At 45.0% G+C, this 5,834-nt stretch carries 4 protein-coding genes; 3 read left to right on the top strand and 1 reads right to left on the bottom strand.

Annotated elements, in window-relative coordinates:
* Positions 1-419 precede the first annotated feature (419 nt).
* The 3 genes from ihfB to lapB are packed head-to-tail and all read left to right on the top strand — an operon-like array spanning position 420 to position 2,259.
* Positions 420-725: an integration host factor subunit beta gene (gene ihfB / locus KDK14_RS14140; protein WP_257265820.1), complete on the top strand. Its 306-nt coding sequence runs from the start codon at positions 420-422 to the stop codon at positions 723-725.
* A 9-nt stretch (positions 726-734) separates the two neighbouring features.
* Complete coding sequence (locus tag KDK14_RS14135; RefSeq protein ID WP_257265819.1) at positions 735-1,094, top strand: LapA family protein; 360 nt, start codon at positions 735-737, stop codon at positions 1,092-1,094.
* Positions 1,087-2,259, top strand: coding sequence for a lipopolysaccharide assembly protein LapB (lapB, locus tag KDK14_RS14130; RefSeq protein WP_257265818.1), 1,173 nt, complete (start codon positions 1,087-1,089; stop codon positions 2,257-2,259). The genes KDK14_RS14135 and lapB overlap by 8 nt, the downstream gene beginning before the upstream one ends.
* Positions 2,260-2,271: 12 nt before the next feature.
* Here lapB and KDK14_RS14125 read toward each other — a convergent pair whose 3' ends face one another.
* On the bottom strand, positions 2,272-5,250 hold the full coding sequence (locus KDK14_RS14125; RefSeq protein ID WP_257265817.1) for a DUF4116 domain-containing protein: 2,979 nt from the start codon (positions 5,248-5,250) through the stop codon (positions 2,272-2,274).
* Between the last annotated feature and the right edge of the window lie 584 nt (positions 5,251-5,834).

Here is a 5,834-nt window from a genome sequence, read left to right as displayed (position 1 = left end):
TAGCTAAATATCCTATTATCGGGATGATCGTTCGACCGATTCTGTCGCCCTGGTTGTCGCGAAGGGCAGTCTATTCCCGGACAGCCTCTCGGAGTGCTTTAACTTATGAAACTTTGCCTCTGAGAATAGAGAAGACCGCGAGAGCTTTTGCCTCGCGGTTTTTTTTGATCGAGAGGTTGTGTGATTTATCTGTGGTGTTTCTCTGTATTTATCAATTGATGCCGAAGAGGTGCGGGCGATGGCCGGTATTCTTATGAAATGTGTGGACTAATCAAAGGGTTGCTTGATTTCTCTGGGTGGGTTAGCTAGTGTAGAAACAGTCTGGTTATTTAAGGCGCTTTTTAACAATAAGCAGTGTCTATCAAGGTCTGCAGGATCTTTTAGACATTCCGGGAATGGCAGGGAAAGGAAAAACGACGATGACCCGGTCTGAATTGATTGAGCGGATTGCCCGGTTGCAACCGCAGCTCTCTATCAAGGATATTGAGTTAGCTGTAAAGGCTATCATTGAACAAATGTCCGATTCGCTGGCCAGTGGCGAGCGGGTCGAGATCAGGGGGTTTGGTAGCTTCTCCCTTCATTATCGTGCTCCCAGAGTTGGGCGTAACCCGAAAACCGGTGAAGCTGTGAGTCTTGATGGTAAATATGTTCCCCATTTCAAGCCGGGCAAAGAGCTGCGGGAAAGGGTGAATCGTGGCTTACAGGAAGAAATGGATAAATCGTGAAACAGGTTTATGGCTGACTACGAGTTGCCTCTTGTCAAGAGTGGGTTTACGGCAATAGTCGTATGGTTTAAGCGTCTTCTGGTTTTGGTGTTGTCTGTTGTTCTATTGGTGCTTTTCGTTAACTTTACTCTCTCCAATACCGAACAGATCAGCCTTGAAATAGGCGGAATAAAAATGCCGGGCGTAAGCACTTCCACGCTGGTTATGGTGCCCTTTGTGCTCGGCGGCTTTGCCGGTTTGCTGGTATCCCTGATGCTGGTTATCCGTTTGCGGCTGGCTAATGCCAGTCTGAGAAGAAAGCTTGCGCGGCGTGATGCCGAACTTCAAAAGTTGCGATCCAGTGCCCTGAAAGGGTTAACGAATGCCTGATATTGCGTTATTGGGTCTTATTCTGGCTGCTATCTTGATTGGTTATTTTCTGGGCTGGCGTGATCAGAAGAGAAGGCGGTCGAATAGCTCTGGCCAGCTGTCGAAGGACTATTTTGTTGGCTTGAATTATCTGATCAATGAACAGACGGATGAGGCTATTGATGTCTTTATCAAAGCCCTGGATATCAATAACGACACCGTAGACACCTATCTGGCGCTGGGAAATTTGTTCAGTAAACGTGGCGAGGTGGAAAAATCCATCCGTGTTCATCAGGATTTGCTGGCACGCCCAAGCCTGACTTCTATCCAGTCTTTTCAGGTTCAGCTTGCCCTGGCTCAAAACTATTCGTCTGCTGGCCTGCTGGATCGTGCTGAATCCATTCTGATTGATCTCAGTCGCCAGAATCATCAACTTCGAGACCAGGCGTTGCAGCAGTTGTTGCGTGTCTATGAGCAGGAGCGGGAGTGGGTTAAGGCTGCAGAGGTTGCAGAAAGGTTGAAACCCGTCCGGGGAGAACTATTTGCTGTCATTCTTGCACATTACTACTGCGAGCAGGTTGAAATAGCCCTCAGGCAAAATGATCGGGTAAATGCCCGTCGCCTGATACGTCAGGCGTTTTCCCGGGATAAAAACTGTGTCAGGGCCAGTCTTTTGCTGGGGCAAATGGAATTTGACGAAGGTGGCTATAAAGAAGCAATTAAAGTGTTGCAGAGAATATCGGTTCAGGATATCAGCTTTATGCCGATCTCGCTGCCATTATTGGAGAAATCCTTTGAGCATACGGGGAGTTTGCGTGGGTTTGGCGCTTATCTTGGCCGTTGCCTGAATGAGCGTCCTGGTACTGCCATTATTATTGCAATGACCCGTCTTTTGCTCAGAGAGTCCGGGGAGTCTCAGGCTGTTAACTTTTTAACAGCTCAGCTTGAGCGTCATCCCACATTGAGAGGCTTGAATGAACTGATTGGTCTTCGTCGGCAGTTCCAGGGTGGCTTGGCGGATAATGTGCTGGAATTGATTCACCATCTTACGGGTCGGATGCTTGAGTTTAAACCTGTTTTTTCCTGTGGCAGGTGCGGGTTTTCCGGTAAGGAAATGCATTGGCAATGTCCCCGCTGTCATCATTGGGGGACCGTGAAACCGATTCAGGGGTTTGAGGGTGAATGAAACGCGTTTATTTTACGGGTGATCTGAGTTGTGTTTGATCAGTTCTGAATTCGAACCATAGGCCAAAGTATGAATGGCTGTCGATGTGAGTTTGGTCCAGCCCTGTAATAGAGTCATTAATGGAAAAGTGGCACTCTCGGCCCCAAGATTCGGTTTGCCCAAACAGTTAATAAAATCTACGGGGTATCTCTTATTCTGAATGTTGTCGATTTTGACGGGAGGGAGAGGGTAGAGTACAGGATCAAGCGCATTGTTTTTTTGATAATCCGTCGCAAAATTGCATGTGTTGTTGTTGTTTGTGGTCCAATAAAGAATCTCATTAACCGCTCTTTGTAACCATAATTGATGGTCTGTGGTCGACATACCCAAGGCTTGGTTCTGGAGTTGGCGTTTTTCTCCCAATAAGCCCAGTAAAAACTGATCAGTCAACAGGGTAATAAAGCTGCTCAGGTTAGCTTGAGCCTGCGGGTCGTTCAGGTGGTAATTCTGGTTTTGCTGATGAAGTCGGGCATACAGTAAAATATTTCCCAGCAATATCTCTACGATATAGTTAGCGAGAGCGACCTTTTGGGTGGCAGCCGGGAAATAACCACTGATATTTCTTCCGCGGCTAGCGTAAGAAATATAATTTTTCAGATCACCAAAGCGTTCATAATCCACCAGATCAGCAAGGCCGCTATAGCGGATATCTGGTCGCTCTGTGGCGTCGGTATCCCAAGCCCCAAAGGTACCGCAGAGTGCATTTTCACTGTCGCTATTTGTGAATAGTTGGTTTAATGGTAACCAGCGCCTGGAGGTTCTCAGATCATGGAATGCTGGCAGTGTGCTGGTGTGCAATAGTCCCATCGCGCACCACCTGCCAAGATCGTGACTGGCCATCAGCATCCCGGTTATGGCTTTGTCACAGGGGCTCTGGATAGAATTTGTATCTGGCTTCCAGGCATAAGTGGCATAGTCGGTAGACGACGTTTCGTAACAATAACCGTATATATAAGCCTGTCCACCCTCAGTAGAGTATTGGATTTCCTCAAGTTGAGTCAAAATATCCTTGGAAACACATTGTAACGGGAGTTTAAAGAGGTGTTTGGCGCTGGGGATTTCGCTTTGCAGTTTAAGTTCTTTTGCCTTTCCTCCAGCCAGGTAGTGGTGTAAGAGGTACTCTTTGGTTAAAAGCGACCGATCTTCCAGCGGGCGCTGTAATTTGTAATAAAGGGTTTTTTCATTACTTTTTGTGATTAATGTGCGACCTTGGCAGATGGTATTTGCATGAGTAAATTCCGGTGGTGCTATTTCTTGAAAAACAGGCTCTTTTGACAGTTCTTGCTCTATAAACCGTATGATACAGTCTCCCTTGTGCTGTTCAGGCATTCTGTATAAAGGCGCGAGACGACAGAGCTTTCTCAGTTCAGGCAGTGCCTGGTTGTCTACTTCAAAGTTAAATGGGTGGCCAAGGTTGATCAGCGAATCAACGGTTTCCTGTTGCAATTGGATATCGACACCGGACACTGGGTTATTCACCATGTGCAGCAGCTCAAATTTAAATTCCTGATCCAGTTCAGGCGCTGAGATCCATTCATAAAAATTGTTCTTGTTGAAGTGTTGATTGATAACCAGGGCTATCATGGTTTTCTTGATGGCTTTAAATGATCGCTCTTTAATTGCCGGATCAGAAAAGTTATTGATGGCGAGCAGCAATGGCGCTAATTTTTCAGCTGAAATGACTGGTGATGTTTCCAGGTAATTCAGAAGATATGGCTGTAGATTATCAAAGAAACAAGATTGTAATTTACGAAACACAGCAAATGAATTGCTTGTACATTTGTCGATAAATGCTTTATAAAAACGCTCTGATCTCAACGCTTCAGGGATGTACGTAAATAAGTAGGGGTCAATGTATTTTTCGTTGATCATTTCGTTGATCAGGATGTCAAGATGCCGTTCAGTGATCAAGCTGCCAGGCATCCACTCCAGGTTGTCAACCCGTTGGTTAAATGCTGTTTCGCACAAGAGCGTGTCCCGTTTTTCTATCGGTATGAAACGCAAGGCTAATGAGAATTGGTGGTTGATGGCAGCCAGACATATTTCACGGGTTTTAAATTCATTGGGCACAAATTTAATGGACGTCCAGTTTTTCTTGCAAGCGTTGAGGTAACACTCATAGTCTCTGTCTTCAGGAGGAAACTCTACCAGAGGATACATTACTTTAAACATACGATTATGCGCTGTTAATCGGTTACATATCGTCCTGGTCAAAAAATGGTCTGGTATGCAGCTCAGATCAAAAATCGGTATCCCGGGTTTCCTGGTAATCATGGAAATAATTTCTTCAGTTATTTTTTCCTGTGGAACATGTTTAATCAGTTCGCTATTCAAATCACAAGCCGCATGACACAGGGCTTGTGATTTGCACTGGGTTGGCATGTATGCAAATGTAAATGAGTGGATTTCCAGGGCTTGCCGACACAATTCTTCTGTTAACTGTGCTTCCGGTATAAGCGCGAAGTCTTCAGGGTTAGTTCGAAGAGCTTGCTCCAGTAAACCTTCTGGAAGTTTGTCAACTGAACCCGGGCGATGGTGAATCAGGATATCTTTGAAGCTCATCAGTTTGAGTTGAAACAATTGTAGATAATGACTTTCATTGATATTTCCACCAACCAAACGATAGAGCAAGTCGGCATTTTGGCCTAAAATCCCGCCGCTGGCATCATGGGATGGCGGATGGGATTCATATCGATTACTCACCGGGTTGGCGTTTGTTTTTGACAGGATTGTTTCTATGCTCCGTGCAGCAGTGGCTTTGGGAAAAATGTTGGTAGCAACTTCCGGATTATTCAGATGCTTTTTGCACTGGACTGATTGCCCGGGTTGTATTTTGTCGGGCTGGCCACTGACAGGACGGCCTGACATCATCGCCGTTAGTTTGGTGGAAGATTGATTGGTAGGATCGGTAGTGAAAGGTTTGCGTAAAGTGAGCTGACGGATTTCTTGCATACCTGACCTTCTCTGGTATCGATGTGGAGTAGTATTTGGATAAATTTAACAATTACTTTATTCAGACAGCAGCTAAAGAAATTAGTTCACCTAAATTCGTGTTATAAATTAATAAATTTGACCAGCTATCAAGCGTTTTCAGGGTTAAAAACAGTGACAATTGCTTGCCGGGTTAAATGGAGATTGGCTGAGGTGATTATTAACTGGTGTTACGCACCTCTACATGTGATGTAACGCCTGATCATTTGAACAACATACTGCTGATGGTAGTAAACGACAGTGCGTAACTACAGTTAAAGAGCCAGTAGCGATAGGGTATCAATCAGTCAGAAATTTGCGCGAAACTATCCACTATCTAATGCCTGAAGTGATTTGATGATAACCTCAACTGAGATTATGGGGTGGAGTGTGTTGGTTAAATATTTCGATTTAAGTCTTATCAAACAGGAAAATTGAGAGACACTTATTGACAGTAACTAAAATACTTTTTTCAATTTGTGTTGGTTTGCGTATATTCGTATGTGGGTAGTAATTGGCTCCCCGAGCTGGACTCGAACCAGCGACCCAATGATTAACAGTCATTT

Origin of the sequence: Endozoicomonas sp. ONNA2 (genome assembly GCF_024606365.1) — a bacterium.
In the GTDB taxonomy this organism is placed as follows: Bacteria; Pseudomonadota; Gammaproteobacteria; order Pseudomonadales; family Endozoicomonadaceae; genus Endozoicomonas.
The sequence above is the reverse complement of the archived record's forward strand: the minus strand, read 5'-3'. Positions and strand labels throughout refer to the sequence as shown.